Raw genomic sequence first — 16,113 nt, 5'->3', positions numbered from 1 at the left:
CCCCTTCCCAAGACGGCTACTGCTGCTCGCGTCACCATAGGATTTAGCCATGGCCTCTGCCACATCCAAGTCATACTTCTGGAAAGGTTTTCGCGACGGGACGCCGTTTATCTTCGTCGCCATGCCCTTTGGCCTTCTGTTTGGTGTTTTTGCCACAGAAGCAGGGCTGGATATCATCCAGACGATGGCCTTTTCCGCCACGGTGTTTGCCGGCGCCGCTCAGTTCACCGCATTGCAATTGCTGCAGGACAATACACCAACGGTTATCGTTCTGATCTCGGCCCTGGCTGTGAACCTGCGGGTGGCCATGTATTCGGCTTCACTGACCCCTTATCTGGGGGAGGCTCCGCTGTGGCAACGGGCCCTTGGAGCCTATCTTATTGTTGATCAGTCTTACGCCTGTTCGATTGTCCGCTTCGAGAAAGAACCGGATATGTCCGTGCCTCAGCGCATGGCGTACTTTGTCGGCTCGGTCACGCCGATCACGCCGCTTTGGATACTTGCCACTTATCTGGGTGCTGTTCTGGGGGCGCAGATTCCGGAAAGCTGGGCTCTGGATTTTGCGCTGCCGATCACGTTCTTGTCCATGATCGGACCGATGATGCGCACCATGGCGCATGTTGTAGCCGCGCTGGTGGCGATTGTTGTCGCCCTGCTCTGCGTGGCAGTGCCGTTCAATCTTGGACTGTTGATCGCAGGAATAGCCGGGATGATGGCAGGTGCGCAGGCTGAATTGATGTTAGAGCGAAAAAAGTCATGACGCAGATCGACCCGACAACCATGTGGATCATCATCGTAGGTCTGGCGATAGGCAGCTACCTTCTGCGCTTTACCTTTATCGGGCTGGTTGGCGACCGCCCGATGCCGCCCTGGCTTCTGCGGCACCTGAGATACACAGCAGTGGCGATTCTGCCTGCCCTGATCGCACCTTTGGTAGTCTGGCCGACAGCCACCGAAGGACAACCGGATATGCCGCGCATGGCGGCTGCGGCAGTTGCGTTGACGGTGGGAATTGTAACGAAAAACGTCATAGCGGCCATCTTTTCAGGGGCCGCCACGCTTTACGGTCTGCTTTACCTAGTTGGTTGAGACCGCTTCAAGCTGATTGAGTCGCGCATTGTTTTCCGCCAGCCCCTGCTGCAGATCAGCCGAGTCATTCTCACGATAATCCGTGGTGACAACGCCTGGAATCTGACCAAACTGATCGGATAGCTTCACCGGGTAGAATGTTGTTTTGATTTGCTCGAACCCCGGGACCTGTTGCAGCAATTGCGAGGTCGAATTTGCACAAAAAGCCTGCGAAACCGGGCCCATTTGCTTGGCCAATTGCAGCGCGATCTCGGCCTGCTGTGGCGTCACTTCGATCGTCTGAATACGGGCATAATGCGTCTCGCGCGCATGACTGCTACGATAGGCGCGTTCGACATTTGGCGTGATGCCATAAAGGACATCATTCTTGATCGGCACCACATCCGCCCGGAACGATCCGGCAGGATCAAATATGACCCGCTCGCTCCCGCTGATCATCAGCGACGTGTGTGCCCCAGATCCGGTGCGCGTGCTGATCATCGTATAGAGCGTCAGTGTCGATGGCCCCGGATCACGATAGGACCGGGCCACGATTTCCGAGGGATCAGCCTGCGGGCGCTGCGATCCCGCGCAACCCGCAACTGTCACTGCCAGCAGGCAGGCAATCAGAATCCTGAACAAGAGATGCGCCTCGTGTACCGTTTAGGCCGCAAAGACCGCCAGGAACAGGCAAAGGAGTACAATTGCTACCACGCACCACGTGGTGAATTTGATGAAACCGTCAAAGGTTTTTGTTTGAACGGTGATGTCCATCTCGCCGTGCTTGTGATCAGCCATGTTTATTAGAATCCCAATTCGCGTATTTGAAATGTTGGATAATGCAAAATTCAGGGCCTGTCACGACGTCATTCGCGCGCAGTTGGTCCAAAAATCGTGCAGCCTGGATAACCAAACCCCCAGCGCCAGGGCAACCCGCTGCAGGGACCACCCCCAAAACGCACGGCCAGAAACATCGCCTCGGAGGTGATTGAATGAACCGAGCGGATCTGATCCGGCGTCATGTCATAACGTTCGGCGTATTCATCAGCGTGGCTTTCGCCGTGGGTTTTGACACAGGTGCGCAGCGCGTCATCGGCAGCGAGCCGGGCGTCAAAGCTGGCCTCGGCCTGCGATGCGCCGCCTGCGTTGTAATAAGCGCGATCGTGAGTAACGCAGCAGTACTCCCATGGCGGGTGTTCTTCATAAAGCAGACTGAACTTCGGAAAGGTCTCGGCAACCATACGCCAGCTGGAAGATAATCCGCCCGAACAGCCGTCCGTTTCGAAGGGGGTCAGTTCAGCGCCTTCTATCGTGTCGGCCAACGCCCGGTGAGCGGGTATTTCCACGCTACGCATCAGGTCCTGCGCAGCTGCAGGCAGCGCGCAACAGACCAGAAGGGCGGCCAGTCTATGGTTCCGCATCACGCATCTCGGCAGTATCGATAGACAATCCGAACGTCGTCGCCAACCAAAGCATCAGGCGTTCGCCCGGTCCCATCTCGGCACGAACACGCAGCACTTCGCGAGCCATGGCCGGGCGGTCAGTGATCAGCCCGTCGACCCCCATCGATGCCATGGCCGACATCTGCAACGGGTCATTCACCGTCCATACATAGATGTCCTTGCCCGCCTCATGGACCGAGCGGATCAGGCCCGGTGACACCGTTGCTGCGTTTACGGCCACGAAATCGCCCTCAAGCCCTGAAAGATCGCCTATCGCGGTTGCGGCCAGAACGCCTGCCCGCCAATCGGGGCGCAGCGCTTTCATCTTCTGCACGGCCGGATATTTCAATGACATGGTGGCGATGTCATCCTGCATATCCAGCTCCTCGACAATCGTGGCAACTCGGTTTTCCAGGTCGACGTCATGGCCATAGTATTTCAGCTCGATGATGACCTTGGATTTGCCCTTCGCAGCTTCCAGAACATCCCGCAGCGTGGGCGTCCGTTCCGAAGCATATTCGGGGCCGAACCAGCTGCCGATATCGATCTCGGCTATATCCTCCATGGTTGCGTCCCAGACCTTGAGCGGCACACCCGCCAATTTCATGAAATCACTGTCATGCGCGATGATGACCACACCATCCGCAGTCTCCTGAACGTCGATCTCAACCCAATCGGCGCCATCTTCGATAGCCTTCAACACCGCCGCCATGGTATTTTCCGGCCTTATCGCCGCCGCGCCTCGATGGCCAATGACATCCGCATGATCGGGGGCCTGAATGCGGACTAGCAACTCCTGCCCGGACCAGAGCCCGATCAGCAGGGCGATTGCCGCGCCACCGACCACAGCGTAAAGCGGCGCGCGCAGGTTGCCTGGTTCGGGATGAGTGACCTCTCGGCCCTGTGTGTCGAAGAACCCATCCAGCAGAACCGCCAATGCTCCCAGAGCGACGGCTGCAAGCACAAGCCCAGCCAGCGACCAGAGGCCCGCTACGATCATACTGAAGATCAGCGCAAAGCGCAGGTTCGTGCTTTCCTGCAACGGCACCAGATCGAACAACAGTCCGGCCACAAAGGCAATCAGTGCGGCGATCACGAGACGCATCGCAAGCCAAAGGCCAAGCTCGATCTTGAGGCGACCGCGTTTGCCTTCCATTCGATCCGTGCTGGCGGAGAAGGCCTCGGCGGGTTTGCAGCCCTCAAATAATACAAGATGCAGCGACAGCGCCCAGGCCGAGAGCCTGCGGATCAGAACCCAAGCCAGACACAGCACCACAAATCCGATCAGCACTACCGCCACCCAGAATGAAGGCGGGTGGAAGGTGAGGTAATAGTTGATGTCGTATTCAGTCAGCATCCACCAGGCGATCAGGCCAGCCACGGCGACAAAAGGCAGCGCAAGTACCAGCACACGCAAAATGAACCGTGCGGCAAAGCCGAAAAGCGCAGGTAAACGCGTCAGGATCAACCGGATGGAAGCACTGCCCGCGCGCCAAGGGTCACGCTCACCCATCCGCAATGATCCGGCCATGACCGAGAAGACAAAGACCTCGGCCAGTAAGAACAGGCTGAGAACTACAACCGCCGCGATGAAGCCTGCTGGTGACAGCAGGAACATCGCAATGTCCTGATCCGTCAGCGCCGATTGATCAGACAATGAGACAGCAAGATTGACGGCGATGGCAACGCCCGGAGCGATCAGTGCAACCAGCAGCAACCGGACGGCGACATAAACAGGCACAAACACGCGCCGCCGCGCCCATGCGCCCCGGTAGGCAGTTGTAACGGCTGAGAAATTGGTCACGCGGTTGCCTCCTGAATGGTCTATCCATTCAAGGCTGCGTAAGTGTGAATTGCAAGAGTGGGCGTCAGCTTTCTTCCAGATCAGCCGCCAGCCGGAAACCAATGCGGTTGGCTGGTTTATCCTCGATCGATTTCGGCAAGGCACGTAGCATCACATTCAACTGGCTGACATGCTGGACGAGCTGCGTTTTGGCGCCGCCTCCGTCCGAGCCATAGAAGGTAATCACATCCGGATCGAAATAGCCCATGCCCTCGATCCGCATTACACCGGCATCACCACCGGTAAATCCCATGGCAACCTCGTGATCGCCATCCAGAGTCTTCTCGAAATTCTGAATATACATGATCAGCCGCTCATAGGCCCATTGAGCAGGGCTTTTGCTTTCGACCGGCTTTTGCAATGGCTTGGGCAAATCCTTGTTCCCCGATGCCGCTTCAGGGTTGGCGTGCACCTCATAGCACCGCGGCAACGCCGCAGATTCCGCTGCCTCGGCTGAGGTTTCGATCTTGTCCATTGCTCTACCCTTTGCGCTGATATTCCCAAGCTCCGTCCGCGCGCCGCGTCCGGGCGACAGCTCCAATGTGGTAGAGATGGTTCATATGTGCAACCGCCTCGACCAGCGCGAGACCGTATTCCCCGCCCCTGATCTGGCGCTTGAACAGCGGGGCAAAGCACTCGGCGGCGGTTTTGGGTTGATCGAGATCGTTAAGCAGACGCTCCAGCGCGCCGTGGTGGTTATCGATCAACTGCCGCATGCGGATCGGCAACCCGGTGAACGGCAGTTTGTGCCCGCCCAAAACCAAATGATCGGGCCGGGCCAGCGGTTGCAGGCGTTCGCAAGCCTCCAACCAGTCGGCCACCGGATCGGCCATCGGCTCGGTGGCATAGACGCCCAAGTTGGAACTGATCGAACTGAGGATCTGATCGCCGGTCAGCACCAGATTGTCCTCGCGGCTCCAGAAGGTGCAATGCTCGGGCGCATGGCCGTTGCCCATGTGAACATCCCAGTCGCGGCCACCCATGCGGATCACGTCGCCCTGTTTGACACGGGTAAATCCCAGCGGCATAGGGTACACGGCGTCGGCAAAGTTGAACGGACGCTCGGCCATCCGACCGGCCAGCACGTCCGGATCCATCCCCGCGCTGCGGTAATAATCCAACGTTTCCTTCGGCCAATTCTCTTGCACATCCAGCGTCAGCATACGCGCGAACAACCATGCGGTACGACTGATGACCAGTTCCGCGCCATGCTCGGACTGGAACCAGCCCGCATTGCCGACATGGTCAGGATGGTGATGAGTCACGACAACGCGACGGACGGGTTTGCCAGCCAATGGCCCTTCCATCAGGGTCTGCCAGATTCCCCGTGTTTTCTTTGAAGAAAGCCCTGTGTCGACTATGGTCCAACCGTCGCCATCATCCAATGCATAGACATTCACATGATCCAGCGCCATCGGCAAAGGCAGCCTGATCCACAGAACTCCTTCTGCAACTTCGACCCATTCGCCAGGAGCGGGTGGTTCCTCCCACGGATATCGCATCACTTGCGGAGCCTCGCCATCCATCAAACCGCCAGTTCCTCTGGGCTGAGGGCATAGAGGTCATCCGCCCCGTTCTGCGCCTGCGCAAGCAAGCCCGTATGTTCAGGCAGCAGCACATTGATATAAAAACGTGCCAACTTGGCGCGCGGTCCATCGGGATCGGCCAGCGCCGCTGACAAATGGTAATGCCCGCCCAGAACCCGCGCGAACGCTTTTAGATACGAAGCCGCGCCAGCAAACCGGTTGTTCATATCCGATTGAGCAACGAGCCACTCCGTCGCTTCCCGCAGCGACTCGGAAGCTTCCCAAACAGGACCAGCAAGTTCAGGCATCGTGGCGCGCGCCTTCTCAGCTTGATCCTCGATCTCATCCAGAAGGTTCGAGGCCGCCTCACCCCCATCCATCATCTTGCGCGCTACGAGGTCCATGGCCTGAATACCATTGGTGCCCTCGTAGATCGCGGTCACACGGACATCGCGATAATATTGTGCAGCACCAGTTTCTTCGATGAAGCCCATGCCACCATGCACTTGAACGCCGGTCTCGGAAACGCGCATGCCGGTCTCGGTGCCAAAAGCCTTGCAGATCGGCGTCAGCAGCGCCGCACGTGCCGCCCAATCGGCCTCACCCGTGGCCTGCGCCATGTCGATTGCAGCTGCATTGGCCAGCATGATCGCCCGCGCCGCAAACACATCCGCGCGCATCGACATCAGCATCCGCCGCACATCCGCATGGTCGATGATGGTGCCCGAGGGCGGGTTGCCCTGTTTACGCTCCAACGCATAGGCCAGCGCATGCTGGTAGGCTCCTTCGGCGACACCCACACCTTCGCCACCAACGCCCAAACGCGCGTTGTTCATCATGGTGAACATCGCGGCCATGCCGCAGTGTTCCTTGCCGACCAGCCAACCCTTGGCCCCGTCATACTGCATCACGCAGGTGGGCGAGCCGTGCAGGCCCATCTTGTGTTCCAGCGAGACCACCTTGAGGTCATTGGCCACGCCGGGGTTGCCGTTCTCGTCGGGGATGTATTTCGGCACCAGAAACAGCGAAATCCCTTTGGTTCCCGGAACACCGTCTGGCAGGCGGGCCAGAACAAGATGGCAGACATTCTCGGCAAAGTCGTTGTCGCCCCAAGAGATATAGATCTTCTGCCCGGTCACCGAATAGGTGCCGTCGCCATTGTCTTCGGCTTTCGAGGTCAGCGCGCCCACATCCGATCCGGCCTGCGGTTCGGTCAGGTTCATGGTGCCTGACCATTCACCCGCCATCATCTTGGGCAGATAGAGCGCTTTCAGCTCATCACTCGCGTGATGCTCCAACGCTTCGATCTGGCCTTGGGTCATCAAGGGGGCCAATTGCAGCGACAGGCAAGCAGCGCTCATCATCTCATTCACGGCAGTGGTCATGGTCATGGGCAGACCCATACCTCCATATTCGGGATCGCCGCTCATCCCGATCCAGCCGCCTTCGGCAATTGCTTTCCAACCTTCGGCATAGCCTGGAGACGTTCGCAGCACGCCGTTTTCCAATCGGGCCGGTTCCAGATCGCCGGGGCGCTGCAGCGGGGCCATGACCTCTTCGCACAGCTTTCCGGCTTCGGTCAGAATGGCGCTGACCACATCCTCGCTGGCTTCCGAGAACTTTTCGGTCGCGGCGATCTGGTCAAAGCCGATCACGTTGCGGAACAGGAATTCATAGTCTGAGATCGGGGCGCGATAGGGCATGGTTTCCCTCTGGTTCTGGCAAGTTGTCAGCGTGGGGTTGGAATCCCGGCCCCACGCCGGTATTCATCTGGGCTGGCACGATTACCTACCGTTACCTGAACTGCAAGCAACCAAAACGCGGCGTCACGATCCATGACCCTTCTCGGTACTCAAGACTTACCAGCAAACGCCGACGGGCTCGCCAAGGCCGCTGACCTGTTGCGGCAGGGGCTGCTGGTCGCTTTCCCGACCGAGACCGTCTATGGACTGGGTGGCGATGCACGGAACGGCGAGGCTGTGGCCGCGATCTATGAAGCCAAGGGGCGACCCAGTTTTAACCCACTGATCGCCCATGTCGCCTCAACCGAGACCGCAAAACGCTTCGTCGAATGGACCGATCAGGCTGATTTGTTGGCTGATGCCTTCTGGCCCGGACCGTTAACTCTGGTTCTTCCTCTGCGCCCCGATCACGGGATTTCGTCGCTGGTCACAGCTGGCTTGGATACTCTGGCCGTTCGTGTGCCTGCGCATCCCACAGCGCAGGCTTTACTGGCCGCTTTTGACGGTCCTGTGGCAGCGCCATCGGCCAACCCCTCTGGTCAGATCAGCCCAACGACGGCGGCCCATGTCCGAGCGGGGCTGGAGGGACGCATAGCCGCAGTTCTGGACGATGGGCCGTGCGGTGTCGGGCTTGAGTCCACTATTGTGGGTCTGGCCGGCACCCCTGCCTTGTTGCGTCCAGGTGGTGTCGCATTGGAACAAATCGAAGAGGTTCTAAAGGCAGAACTGCATCACCACCGACCCGGCGATCTGCTTACTGCGCCGGGGCAGTTGCAATCCCATTACGCGCCGGACGCGCCGGTGCGGCTGAACGCCCGGTCACGGCAGGGGGACGAGGTGTTGCTGGGTTTTGGCCCCGTTGATTGTGATCTGAACCTCTCCAGCACCTGCAACCTGCCCGAGGCCGCCGCCAACCTGTTTGCCGCCCTTCACAAACTTAACGATACCGGTCGGCCAATCGCCGTATCACCTATTCCCCAACACGGATTAGGTACGGCCATCAACGACCGTCTACGCCGCGCAGCAGCCCCTCGCGATTAGGCGCGGCCTGCGCTGGCTGAAAGGGTCAGCGGATCAACACCAAGCGTGGCCAAAGCCGCCTCCCATTTCTCGTCATCAGGGACATCAAAGACCAGTTTCGACGACGCATCAGTCGTTAACCAACCATTCATCGCGATCTCATCTTCCAACTGACCCGGCCCCCAGCCGGAATAACCTAAAGTCAGCATCGAATTCAGCGGGCCCTTGCCCGAGGCCAGATCCTCGAGCACATCCAGCGTTGCGGTCATGCTGAAATCTTCGGAAATCTGCATTGAATGCAGATTCGCCTCGTAATCTGCGCTATGCAGGACAAAGCCACGCGACATCTCGACCGGGCCGCCAAACTGCACCAGCCGTTCGCCAATTACAGGTATCCGACACGGAATGTTGAGCTGTTCCAGCAAGGTCTTGATCCGCAAGTCCGAAGGCTTATTCACGATCAATCCCATCGCGCCGTCATCACCATGGCTGCAGATATAGACGACCGAATGCTCGAATCGCGGGTCGCCCATTCCGGGCATCGCAATCAACAGTTTTCCCGTAAGGTCCATCAGCAGATATCTCTTGCGCCATAGGATATCCCTAGAATGACCCTGTGAACCGGGGAATGGCAAGGGATCAGCCGGGATTTCCGTGCATTTCACAGAAGTGACCGGAACGTGACTTGGCAATCCCGACCGGAATGCGCATGTTCTGCATATGAAAGCGCTTTGCAAATCTGCTGCAGCCGTGTTGGCCGTCAGCCTTTGTTTTGGTGCCCCCGCCACTGCGCAGGGGGTTGATAATCTGGTTCAGCTTGAGGTGTTGGACGGCGGCAAAACCGCCGAAGGTACCTATCAGGGGGCCTTGCGTCTAAAGCTCAAGGACGGGTGGAAGACCTATTGGCGCGCACCCGGCGATGCGGGCATTCCGCCACAGTTTGATTGGAAAGGCTCTCGCAATATTGCTGACATAGCCTTCACATGGCCCGCGCCGCATGTGTTTGATCAGAACGGGCTGCGCTCGGTCGGGTATGAGGATCAACTTGTACTGCCCGTCGAAATCACGCCTAAGAATCCTGCCAAACCCGTGCGTTTGCGCGGCGAGATGGACTTGGGCGTGTGTAAGGATGTCTGCGTGCCAGGTCGGTTGGAATTCGATCACACAATGGATGCCGACGCTGCACGCAATCCGGCCATCGCCGCAGCCCTCGCCCAGCGCCCGTTTTCCGAACGCGAAGCAGGCGTGGCGGATGCGACGTGCCAATTGACTCCCACTGCAGACGGAATGCGGATCGAGGCGCGTATCACCATGCCTTCAGCGGGCGGGTCCGAATTCGCCGTCATTGAACCAGGAAACCCGGCACTCTGGGCATCGCAGCCCGATACACGCCGTCAGGGCAACACCCTGATCGCAAGCTCAGAGATTATCGGCGCCTCCGGCGGGCCATTTGCGCTGGATCGGTCCGAAGTGCGCATCACGGTTCTGGGGGCAAACCACGCTGTCGATATCCAAGGATGCAGCGCAGGCTGACCGGATGAGCCAGACCCCAAAGATCGGTGCCTTGGCTGTCGTGCTGCACGATGGCGAGGTACTTTTGGTGCAACGCAGCAAGCAACCCGATCAGGGGCTGTGGGGTTTTCCAGGCGGCCATGTGGAATGGGGTGAAACGGTTCTGGACGCCGCCACCCGCGAGCTGCGGGAAGAGACTGGTGTGATTGCTGAGCCTTTGGTCTATCTCGACAATCTCGACCTTTTGCTGCGCGATGATAGCGGGCAGACCCGGGCGCACTACCTGCTGGTCGGAGTTGCGTGTCGCTATGTAACCGGCACGCCTGTCGCTACAGACGACGCGCAGGACGCTCAGTGGTTTCCGGTGGACCAGATCACCAGCGGCGACCTGCCAATGAGCGACCGCGTTCCCGATCTTTTGCGGCGAGCTTTAGAGATGGATCAAGCCTCGATCCGATCCGACAAGCGCGCATAAAGCACGCTGGACAGCACGACACCCAACAGCAGGATTACGGTCGCACCCGCCACGAATACACCAAAGCCCATTTGCAGCACACCTGGACCTTCGGCGGCTGGGTAGAGACCCGAGAGCAGCGCCAACGGCGCACCTGTCACTGCGGGCCAGATCATCGAGGCCCCCAGCCAGATCGCCAACGCTGCGCCCGTTGCGCGCACGGCATTGCGCACCACCCTGTCCGGCGCGCGCAAGGCCCGTCTCATCGATGTCATCGGGCGTGAGATATCGTTCAGGATGGCCAGCAACGCAGGCACCAGCAGCAGGATCAGGGCCATGCCAAAGCCCAGCCCATAGACCAGTGTGATCACGGTCGGTTTCAAAAACTGCGCCTGCTGCGAACTTTCATACATCAAGGGCGTCAGCCCCAGTACCGTGGTCAGCGTGGTCAGCATCACAGGCCGCAAACGATCTGCCGTACCTTCTACGATTGACGGCACCAACCCGCGCTCTTTCCGGTATCCGTCGATTGTGGTCACCAGAACAATCGAGTCGTTGATGATGATCCCGGTCATGCCCAACAGGCCGACGACGGTGAACATGCTTAACGGCACGCCCCACAGGTAATGCCCCCAGATCGCGCCCACGAGGCCAAAGGGAATGATCGCCATGACCACCAAGGGCCTTGTCCAACTGGCAAAGACCCAAGCCAATACCAGATAAATTCCGGTCAGACACAGGATCAGGCCTGTGCGGGCCTCGGACAGGAATTCATCCTCCTGCTCACTCAGGCCAGCCATGCGCCATTCGACCTGCCGTTCGGCGGCGATGTTTGGCAATATCTCTTCGCGCATGGCGCGGGCGATTTCGGCAGCCTGCGCCGGGTCGTCCTCGGAAATATCACCATTCACCGAGATGACCCGCAGACCATTTTCGCGCCGGACGGTCGAGAAACCCGATTTACGCTCGACCGAGACGATATCGGCGAGCGGGACATAAACGCCATCCGGAGTCCGCATCAATGTGCGTTCGAGAAAATCAGCAGTCAGTTCGCCCTCGGGCAGTTCGATCCGAATCTCGGTGCTACGCGGACCATCCGGGAAGGTCGCGGCCTCAATCCCGTTCAGCCGGTTTCGCAACACGCGGCCCAGTGTTTCGATGCGGAAACCCAGCGCCTGGCCCTGCGCGGTGAGGTCCAGAATGAACTCTTCCTTGTCATAGGCGAGGTTATCCTCGAGCGCTGAAACTTCAGGGTATTTCGCGAGTTCCGCCTGGAGGTCCTCGGATGCAGATTTCAACGTGTTCACATCCGCACCGTAGAACTGCACGTCAATCGCATCGCCACCGGGCCCTGAACGCCAACCACGGAAGCTAAGCAGCTCAACCTTCGGGTGGCGCGGCACGAAATCCTGCAGCTCGCCCACAAATTCAAAGCTGGAATAGGGGCGCAAGTCGGCATCGATCAGCTCGATCGAGATGCCGCCCAGCAAATCGTCATCCTTGCCGTCCGCCGCGCGCAGCCCCCATCCGGCCGAACCGCCAACCTCGGCTAGAACGTATTCGATTGGATTGCGGCCATGGCGTTCTTCGTAAACCTGACCCAGTTCTTCCGTGGCTTTCTGGACCATGCGCATCATTTCCAGCGTCTCAGCACGCGTCGCGCCTTCGACCATGATGAAATTGCCCGTGACCGAGCCGCGTTCCGGTGCGTTGAAGAACCGCCAATTCACATCACCCCGAATGAACAGAGCGATCTGACTGGCCAGTATCACCACCATCAGTGCAACAACCACATACCGTGCCCAGACCACCCAAGCGACCAGCGGGCGGAACAGGTGGTCGCGCACCCAGCGGAAGCCCTTGTTCACAACCCGGTTGGGCCAGTCATACCAATGCTCCTTAGCCGAATGCGCGATGGCATGGGCCATATGGTTCGGCAGGATCAGGAAGCATTCGATCAGTGAGGCAATCAGGACAGCGATAACGGTGAACGGGATGTCTCGGATCAGCTCTCCGAAGCGGCCACCGATGGCGGTGAGACCAAAGAAGGCGATGACCGTGGTCACTGTTGCAGCAAACACCGGCATCGCCATACGGCGGGCAGCGCGTTCTGCAGCTACGATTGGCGCTTCGCCCAAACGGCGGGCACGGAAATCGGCGTGCTCTCCCACGACGATGGCGTCATCAACCACGATGCCCAAGGTAATAATCAAACCGAACAGAGACACCATGTTCAGCGACAACCCGCCCAGATACATCAGCGCAATCGCCGCAGACATTGCCACCGGAATACCGGCAGCCACCCAGAAAGCGATGCGGGCGTTCAGAAACAGGAAGAGTAGACAAACCACCAGCCCAAGCCCAACCAGCCCATTGTCGACCAGAATATCTAGTCGGTCGGTGATCGCTTGTGCGCGGGTGCGGATCAGCTCAATCGTGATACCTTCGGGCAGGCTGGCCTGCATCTCGGCGACGACATCCTCGACATCGCGCTGAATTCCGATGGCATCGCCCAAATTGGACCGGTCGACGCGGATCGACATCGCCGGATTGTTACCAACGAAATAGCTGCGGTTGCGCGTGACCCCTTCGACCCGAATTTCAGCCACATCGCCCACAACCAGCTTTGAACCATCGGCAAAGTTGCGCAGGGCGATACCTTCGATCTCTTCCGGGGTGCGTTTCTCAACGCCTGTGCGAATACGCGCATTGGCACCTGTGACATCGCCCGCAGGGTTCGCGGTGACTTCTGCCGCGATGGCCTCGGCAATGTCCGAAAGCGAGATATCATTGGCGATCAATTGCGCGGTGGGCACCTCGACCACCACACGCGGCGCGGCCAGTCCCCGGATCGTTGTCCGCGTGACACCAACCGCGAATAGGCGGCTGATCAATTCGTCGGTGAATTTGGCCAGTTGTTCAGCTTCGATGGGCCCCGTGATGACAACATCCGTGACACGATCCCGCCAAGCGCCACGTCGGATGGTTGGTTCCTCGGCGTCTTCGGGCAGGTTGGTGACGCTATCGACAGCCGTTCGAACCTCTTCAACCGCGCGGGACATATCCCAGTTCGGCTCAAACTCCAGCCGGACCTGTGCCGTTCCCTCCCGAGAGGTTGATTCCGTGCTGGCAACGCCCTCAACCGCCAAAAGCGCAGGTTCGAGCAATTGGATGATGCCATTGTCGACATCCTCGGGGCCTGCGCCGTCCCATTGAACGTTCACATCGACGCGTTCGAGAATCACATCAGGAAAGAACTGTGCCCGCATGTTGGGGATCGCGGCGGCCCCCAGCACCAGCATGATCAGCAGCAACAGATTGGCCGCAGTCCGGTGCCGGGTGAAATAGCTGAGGATACCGCCCGCCGCGTTGGGAATGTCGCGGATCATCGCGCTTAGCCCCCGGCCCGGTTGTCATCAAGACGGCGTATTAGGGTGGCGGGCACTTTGGCCTCGCTCAACTGACCCAATACTTGGGCTTTGTCTTCCTGTGACATCGCATCGCTGGCCTCGACCTGAGCCACAAGCTGAGCGCGCTTTTCGTCCGAAAGCTCGACCATGCCCGGATCAGTTTCAGCGTTCGCCTCAATCCGTAGGGGCCGCACACGTACACCCGAACCCAGCAGAGGCGTCCGGCCAATCACAACCTCGCGGCCTTCCAGGCCTTCACCACGCAAAAGCACCTCATCGCCTTGACGACGGATCAATTGCACAGCCAACGGTTCCAGCCGGTCATCGGGACCGAGAACAAGCACGTTGCCCGTGGCGTCCAGAACCGAGGATGGCAGACGGACCACATTATCGAGCGGCTGTTCTTCAATCGAAACGGTGACAAAATCCCCCGGCTTGAATCCCGGCGCGTCGTCGAGACGCGCATAGATCAGACGCCCGGTTTGCCCTTCACCCGCCGCGCCGCTATCGCGACTGATCCGGCCGGTGGCAGTGAGATCGGTCCCCGTGACCTCAAGCGATACAGTCACCGGGGCTGAGATCAGATCACCCTGCGCGTCCAGCAACCGCACGAATTGCGCGGTGGAAACCCGAAACGCGACCTCAAGCGCATTGGGGTCGACGAGTTCGGCCAGCTTTTCGTTGGCCGCGACCAAGCGGCCTTCAACCAAAGTGACCTCGGTCAGCGTCCCATCAAACCCGGCATGGATCGTCATATCCTCAAGATCACGCTCAGCGCCTTCCAGCGCGATACGCGCCCGCGCAAACAGAGTTGTCGCCTGGTCCACCCGGGATTCGGCCTGCGCCAACGCGATCCTGCGCGCGAGAACTGCCTGATGAGCCGATGTTGCGGCCAGTTCCGCTTCTTCGACGCTTGCGGCAGCCCCGACACCACGTGTCTGCAGATCCTGCTGGCGCTGCAGCGCCCGGTCGCGAAGTTCGGCCTGTGCCTCGGCTGATTTCAACTCATCCTGCGCCAACAGCAGCGAGCGTTCGGCGTCCCGCTCTTCAAACTGGGCATCCAGAAGATCGGATTTGGCACGGTCCAGAGCCGATTGCATATCGGCTGGGTCCAGTTCGACCAGCAATTCTCCCGCCGTTACGGTACCGCCATCTTCAAAGTCTTCGGCCAGTGATACAACGCGCCCGCCCAAGGCCGCGCGCAGCTCTAACCGGCGGCGGCTTTGAATCTGGCCAAACGCTTCCAGATAAGGAGTAATGGTTTCCGGCTCGGCGGTTCGTACGGTAACGGCGAATATGCGTTCCCGCGCCTCAGGTGCCTGATTGTCCCGCGTCAGCACATCCTGCACCGCGCCCGAGATCATCTGTGCGGCAACGATCAGCAGGCCCAGCGTCAGAAACGCCAGGAACACCCCAACAAGGCTTTGCCGCAGAAATCGCATCGGTCACTCACCTTTGGTCGCACATGCTGCCTTCCGCAAAGGTAGCCGGGTCGCAAAAAATGCCAAGCCACAAAGCGGTTATGATCCGTTAAACGCAGAACCAGTCTACTTCCGTCGCAGGTGTTCGTCCAATCTGGGCATTATTTCAACGAAATTACAGGGCCGGTGGCGATAATCGAACTGTTTCTCCAGAATCGCATCCCAAGCGTCTTTGCAGGCACCCGGGCTGCCCGGCAACGCAAACAGATAGGTTCCGCCTGCAACTCCGCCTGTAGCGCGGGACTGCACGGCAGAAGTACCTATCTTTTCCATAGACACGATGGTGAAAACGGTGCCAAACGCTTCGATCTCTTTTTCATAAACGTCCCGGTGCGCCTCGACTGTAACATCGCGACCCGTCAGACCTGTGCCGCCGGTCGAGATCACGACGTCGATTTCAGGATCCGCGATCCAACTGCGCAATTGCTCGGCAATCTGGGCGCGTTCGTCCTGAATGATCTTGCGGTCCGCCACTGAATGTCCAGCCGTTTCGATCCGGTCGACAAGCGTCTGGCCCGAGCGGTCGTCGTCCAGTGAGCGTGTATCCGACACGGTCAGAACCGCAATACGGACGGGTATGAACTCAATGCTTTCGTCAATGCGCGACATATGTCG

At 59.1% G+C, this 16,113-nt stretch carries 16 protein-coding genes; 5 read left to right on the top strand and 11 right to left on the bottom strand.

What is annotated here, in order from left to right:
• Positions 1 to 49: 49 nt before the first annotated feature.
• Both ACR0NM_RS14715 and ACR0NM_RS14710 read left to right on the top strand, forming a co-directional pair.
• Complete coding sequence (locus ACR0NM_RS14715; RefSeq protein WP_480615392.1) at positions 50 to 760, top strand: AzlC family ABC transporter permease; 711 nt, start codon at positions 50 to 52, stop codon at positions 758 to 760.
• Entirely contained in the window at positions 757 to 1,089 is a 333-nt protein-coding gene (locus tag ACR0NM_RS14710) for an AzlD domain-containing protein (RefSeq protein ID WP_170395711.1), read from the top strand. Before ACR0NM_RS14715 ends, ACR0NM_RS14710 begins: the two co-directional genes overlap by 4 nt.
• On the opposite strand, the gene ACR0NM_RS14705 is transcribed toward ACR0NM_RS14710, so the two are convergent.
• The 7 genes from ACR0NM_RS14705 to ACR0NM_RS14675 all read right to left on the bottom strand — a co-directional run bounded on the left by ACR0NM_RS14705 (position 1,078) and on the right by ACR0NM_RS14675 (position 7,582).
• Positions 1,078 to 1,710, bottom strand: coding sequence for a hypothetical protein (locus ACR0NM_RS14705; RefSeq protein ID WP_170395709.1), 633 nt, complete (start codon positions 1,708 to 1,710; stop codon positions 1,078 to 1,080). The two genes, ACR0NM_RS14710 and ACR0NM_RS14705, sit on opposite strands and share 12 nt — an antisense overlap.
• A 21-nt stretch (positions 1,711 to 1,731) precedes the next feature.
• A complete protein-coding gene (locus ACR0NM_RS14700) occupies positions 1,732 to 1,866 on the bottom strand; it encodes an aa3-type cytochrome c oxidase subunit IV (protein WP_170395707.1) in 135 nt (44 codons plus the stop codon).
• 68 nt (positions 1,867 to 1,934) lie between these two features.
• Complete coding sequence (locus tag ACR0NM_RS14695; protein ID WP_480615390.1) at positions 1,935 to 2,489, bottom strand: hypothetical protein; 555 nt, start codon at positions 2,487 to 2,489, stop codon at positions 1,935 to 1,937.
• A complete protein-coding gene (locus ACR0NM_RS14690) occupies positions 2,476 to 4,314 on the bottom strand; it encodes a glycerophosphodiester phosphodiesterase family protein (protein WP_480615388.1) in 1,839 nt (612 codons plus the stop codon). The genes ACR0NM_RS14695 and ACR0NM_RS14690 overlap by 14 nt, the downstream gene beginning before the upstream one ends.
• Before the next feature lie 64 nt (positions 4,315 to 4,378).
• On the bottom strand, positions 4,379 to 4,828 hold the full coding sequence (locus ACR0NM_RS14685; protein ID WP_170395701.1) for a DUF6173 family protein: 450 nt from the start codon (positions 4,826 to 4,828) through the stop codon (positions 4,379 to 4,381).
• Positions 4,829 to 4,832: 4 nt separating this feature from the next.
• Positions 4,833 to 5,879 carry an MBL fold metallo-hydrolase gene (locus ACR0NM_RS14680; protein ID WP_480615386.1) on the bottom strand — a complete coding sequence of 349 codons (1,047 nt, stop codon included), beginning with the start codon at positions 5,877 to 5,879 and terminating at the stop codon, positions 4,833 to 4,835.
• Positions 5,879 to 7,582 (bottom strand): acyl-CoA dehydrogenase family protein, encoded by a 1,704-nt coding sequence (locus ACR0NM_RS14675; RefSeq protein ID WP_480615384.1) that lies wholly within the window; start codon positions 7,580 to 7,582, stop codon positions 5,879 to 5,881. Before ACR0NM_RS14675 ends, ACR0NM_RS14680 begins: the two co-directional genes overlap by 1 nt.
• A gap of 132 nt (positions 7,583 to 7,714) precedes the next feature.
• Here ACR0NM_RS14675 and ACR0NM_RS14670 point away from each other — a divergent pair, with 132 nt between their 5' ends.
• Positions 7,715 to 8,662 (top strand): L-threonylcarbamoyladenylate synthase, encoded by a 948-nt coding sequence (locus ACR0NM_RS14670; RefSeq protein ID WP_480615382.1) that lies wholly within the window; start codon positions 7,715 to 7,717, stop codon positions 8,660 to 8,662.
• On the opposite strand, the gene ACR0NM_RS14665 is transcribed toward ACR0NM_RS14670, so the two are convergent.
• Positions 8,659 to 9,213: a YqgE/AlgH family protein gene (locus ACR0NM_RS14665; protein WP_170395693.1), complete on the bottom strand. Its 555-nt coding sequence runs from the start codon at positions 9,211 to 9,213 to the stop codon at positions 8,659 to 8,661. The two genes, ACR0NM_RS14670 and ACR0NM_RS14665, sit on opposite strands and share 4 nt — an antisense overlap.
• A gap of 148 nt (positions 9,214 to 9,361) precedes the next feature.
• On the opposite strand from ACR0NM_RS14665, the gene ACR0NM_RS14660 reads away from it, so the two are divergent.
• Together ACR0NM_RS14660 and ACR0NM_RS14655 are read left to right on the top strand one after the other, a co-directional pair.
• On the top strand, positions 9,362 to 10,174 hold the full coding sequence (locus tag ACR0NM_RS14660; protein ID WP_170395691.1) for a protein-disulfide reductase DsbD domain-containing protein: 813 nt from the start codon (positions 9,362 to 9,364) through the stop codon (positions 10,172 to 10,174).
• Positions 10,175 to 10,178: 4 nt separating this feature from the next.
• Positions 10,179 to 10,628 carry an NUDIX hydrolase gene (locus ACR0NM_RS14655; protein WP_480615379.1) on the top strand — a complete coding sequence of 150 codons (450 nt, stop codon included), beginning with the start codon at positions 10,179 to 10,181 and terminating at the stop codon, positions 10,626 to 10,628.
• Here the strand turns inward: ACR0NM_RS14655 and ACR0NM_RS14650 are convergent.
• The 3 genes from ACR0NM_RS14650 to moaB all read right to left on the bottom strand — a co-directional run bounded on the left by ACR0NM_RS14650 (position 10,595) and on the right by moaB (position 16,107).
• Entirely contained in the window at positions 10,595 to 13,996 is a 3,402-nt protein-coding gene (locus ACR0NM_RS14650; protein ID WP_480615377.1) for an efflux RND transporter permease subunit, read from the bottom strand. The two genes, ACR0NM_RS14655 and ACR0NM_RS14650, sit on opposite strands and share 34 nt — an antisense overlap.
• Positions 13,997 to 14,001: 5 nt before the next feature.
• Positions 14,002 to 15,459 carry an RND family efflux transporter gene (locus ACR0NM_RS14645; RefSeq protein WP_170566222.1) on the bottom strand — a complete coding sequence of 486 codons (1,458 nt, stop codon included), beginning with the start codon at positions 15,457 to 15,459 and terminating at the stop codon, positions 14,002 to 14,004.
• A 105-nt stretch (positions 15,460 to 15,564) separates the two neighbouring features.
• Positions 15,565 to 16,107, bottom strand: a complete 543-nt coding sequence (gene moaB / locus ACR0NM_RS14640; RefSeq protein WP_170408382.1) for a molybdenum cofactor biosynthesis protein B — start codon at positions 16,105 to 16,107, stop codon at positions 15,565 to 15,567.
• Between the last annotated feature and the right edge of the window lie 6 nt (positions 16,108 to 16,113).

This window comes from Ruegeria sp. AF2 (assembly GCF_056542025.1).
Note: the sequence above shows the minus strand (reverse complement) of the source record. Positions and strands in the feature narration are given on the sequence as shown.

Bases quoted from the DNA above. Each gene is read 5' to 3' on its own strand.
- ACR0NM_RS14715 (WP_480615392.1), top strand. From the start codon at position 50: ATGGCCTCTGCCACATCCAAGTCATACTTCTGGAAAGGTTTTCGCGAC.
- ACR0NM_RS14710 (WP_170395711.1), top strand. From the start codon at position 757: ATGACGCAGATCGACCCGACAACCATGTGGATCATCATCGTAGGTCTG.
- ACR0NM_RS14700 (WP_170395707.1), bottom strand. From the start codon at position 1,866: ATGGCTGATCACAAGCACGGCGAGATGGACATCACCGTTCAAACAAAA.
- ACR0NM_RS14695 (WP_480615390.1), bottom strand. From the start codon at position 2,489: ATGCGGAACCATAGACTGGCCGCCCTTCTGGTCTGTTGCGCGCTGCCT.
- ACR0NM_RS14685 (WP_170395701.1), bottom strand. From the start codon at position 4,828: ATGGACAAGATCGAAACCTCAGCCGAGGCAGCGGAATCTGCGGCGTTG.
- ACR0NM_RS14680 (WP_480615386.1), bottom strand. From the start codon at position 5,879: ATGGATGGCGAGGCTCCGCAAGTGATGCGATATCCGTGGGAGGAACCA.
- ACR0NM_RS14675 (WP_480615384.1), bottom strand. From the start codon at position 7,582: ATGCCCTATCGCGCCCCGATCTCAGACTATGAATTCCTGTTCCGCAAC.
- ACR0NM_RS14670 (WP_480615382.1), top strand. From the start codon at position 7,715: ATGACCCTTCTCGGTACTCAAGACTTACCAGCAAACGCCGACGGGCTC.
- ACR0NM_RS14665 (WP_170395693.1), bottom strand. From the start codon at position 9,213: ATGGACCTTACGGGAAAACTGTTGATTGCGATGCCCGGAATGGGCGAC.
- ACR0NM_RS14660 (WP_170395691.1), top strand. From the start codon at position 9,362: ATGAAAGCGCTTTGCAAATCTGCTGCAGCCGTGTTGGCCGTCAGCCTT.
- ACR0NM_RS14655 (WP_480615379.1), top strand. From the start codon at position 10,179: ATGAGCCAGACCCCAAAGATCGGTGCCTTGGCTGTCGTGCTGCACGAT.
- ACR0NM_RS14650 (WP_480615377.1), bottom strand. From the start codon at position 13,996: ATGATCCGCGACATTCCCAACGCGGCGGGCGGTATCCTCAGCTATTTC.
- ACR0NM_RS14645 (WP_170566222.1), bottom strand. From the start codon at position 15,459: ATGCGATTTCTGCGGCAAAGCCTTGTTGGGGTGTTCCTGGCGTTTCTG.
- moaB (WP_170408382.1), bottom strand. From the start codon at position 16,107: ATGTCGCGCATTGACGAAAGCATTGAGTTCATACCCGTCCGTATTGCG.